Raw genomic sequence first — 2,267 nt, forward strand, 5'->3', positions numbered from 1 at the left:
TTCCAAGGCTCCTACCTATCCTGTACAAGCTGTACCAACATTCAATATCAGGCTACAGTAAAGCTCCACGGGGTCTTTCCGTCCTGTCGCGGGTAACCTGCATCTTCACAGGTACTATAATTTCACCGAGTCTCTCGTTGAGACAGTGCCCAGATCGTTGCGCCTTTCGTGCGGGTCGGAACTTACCCGACAAGGAATTTCGCTACCTTAGGACCGTTATAGTTACGGCCGCCGTTTACTGGGGCTTCAATTCGCACCTTCGCTTACGCTAAGCGCTCCTCTTAACCTTCCAGCACCGGGCAGGCGTCAGCCCCTATACTTCGCCTTACGGCTTCGCAGAGACCTGTGTTTTTGCTAAACAGTCGCCTGGGCCTATTCACTGCGGCTTCTCGGGGCTTTAACACCCCAAGAAGCACCCCTTCTCCCGAAGTTACGGGGTCATTTTGCCGAGTTCCTTAACGAGAGTTCTCTCGATCACCTTAGGATTCTCTCCTCGCCTACCTGTGTCGGTTTGCGGTACGGGCACCTCTCACCTCGCTAGAGGCTTTTCTTGGCAGTGTGGAATCAGGAACTTCGCTACTATAATTTCACTCGCCATCACAGCTCAGCCTTCACGGGAAACGGATTTGCCTATTTCCCAGCCTAACTGCTTGGACGCGGATATCCAACACCGCGCTTACCCTATCCTCCTGCGTCCCCCCATTGCTCAAATGGTGAGGAGGTGGTACAGGAATATCAACCTGTTGTCCATCGCCTACGCCTTTCGGCCTCGGCTTAGGTCCCGACTAACCCTGAGCGGACGAGCCTTCCTCAGGAAACCTTAGGCATTCGGTGGACGGGATTCTCACCCGTCTTTCGCTACTCATACCGGCATTCTCACTTCTAAGCGCTCCACCAGTCCTTCCGGTCTGGCTTCTCAGCACTTAGAACGCTCTCCTACCACTGTTCGTTAGAACAGTCCGCAGCTTCGGTGATACGTTTAGCCCCGGTACATTTTCGGCGCAGAGTCACTCGACCAGTGAGCTATTACGCACTCTTTAAATGGTGGCTGCTTCTAAGCCAACATCCTGGTTGTCTAAGCAACTCCACATCCTTTTCCACTTAACGTATACTTTGGGACCTTAGCTGGCGGTCTGGGCTGTTTCCCTTTCGACTACGGATCTTATCACTCGCAGTCTGACTCCCAAGGATAAGTCATCGGCATTCGGAGTTTGACTGAATTCGGTAACCCGGTAGGGGCCCCTAGTCCAATCAGTGCTCTACCTCCGAGACTCTTACCTTGAGGCTAGCCCTAAAGCTATTTCGGAGAGAACCAGCTATCTCCAGGTTCGATTGGCATTTCACCCCTACCCACACCTCATCCCCGCACTTTTCAACGTACGTGGGTTCGGGCCTCCATTCAGTGTTACCTGAACTTCACCCTGGACATGGGTAGATCACCTGGTTTCGGGTCTACGACCACGTACTCATTCGCCCTATTCAGACTCGCTTTCGCTGCGGCTCCGCATTTTCTGCTTAACCTTGCACGGGATCGTAACTCGCCGGTTCATTCTACAAAAGGCACGCCATCACCCATTAACGGGCTCTGACTACTTGTAAGCACACGGTTTCAGGATCTATTTCACTCCCCTTCCGGGGTGCTTTTCACCTTTCCCTCACGGTACTGGTTCACTATCGGTCACTAGGGAGTATTTAGCCTTGGGAGATGGTCCTCCCGGATTCCGACGGAATTTCACGTGTTCCGCCGTACTCAGGATACACTCTGGAGAGAATGACATTTCAGTTACAGGGCTGTTACCTTCTCTGGCGGGCCTTTCCAGACCTCTTCGCTTATCTCATTCCTTTGTAACTCCGTATAGAGTGTCCTACAACCCCAAGAGGCAAGCCTCTTGGTTTGGGCTGTTCCCGTTTCGCTCGCCGCTACTCAGGGAATCGCATTTGCTTTCTCTTCCTCCGGGTACTTAGATGTTTCAGTTCCCCGGGTCTGCCTTCTCATACTCTATGTATTCAAGTATGGATACTACTCCATTACGAGCAGTGGGTTTCCCCATTCGGAAATCTCCGGATCAACGCTTGCTTACAGCTCCCCGAAGCATATCGGTGTTCGTCCCGTCCTTCATCGGCTCCTAGTGCCAAGGCATCCACCGTGCGCCCTTTCTAACTTAACCATTGTTACTTCTTTAGAAAGAATCACTAAATTGTGTGATGAACTTTGCATTTCAATGTGAATGTATTACTTATTGTTATCTAGTTTTCAAAGAACAATG

The 2,267-nt window shown here is 51.4% G+C and carries 1 rRNA gene; it reads right to left on the minus strand.

The features are described from left to right. A 23S ribosomal RNA gene (locus tag ACQKEZ_RS19420) occupies window positions 1-2,168 on the minus strand; the annotation flags it as partial. Between the last annotated feature and the right edge of the window lie 99 nt (window positions 2,169-2,267).

This window comes from Bacillus sp. NPDC077027 (assembly GCF_050269555.1).
Classification (GTDB): Bacteria; Bacillota; Bacilli; order Bacillales; family Bacillaceae; genus Bacillus.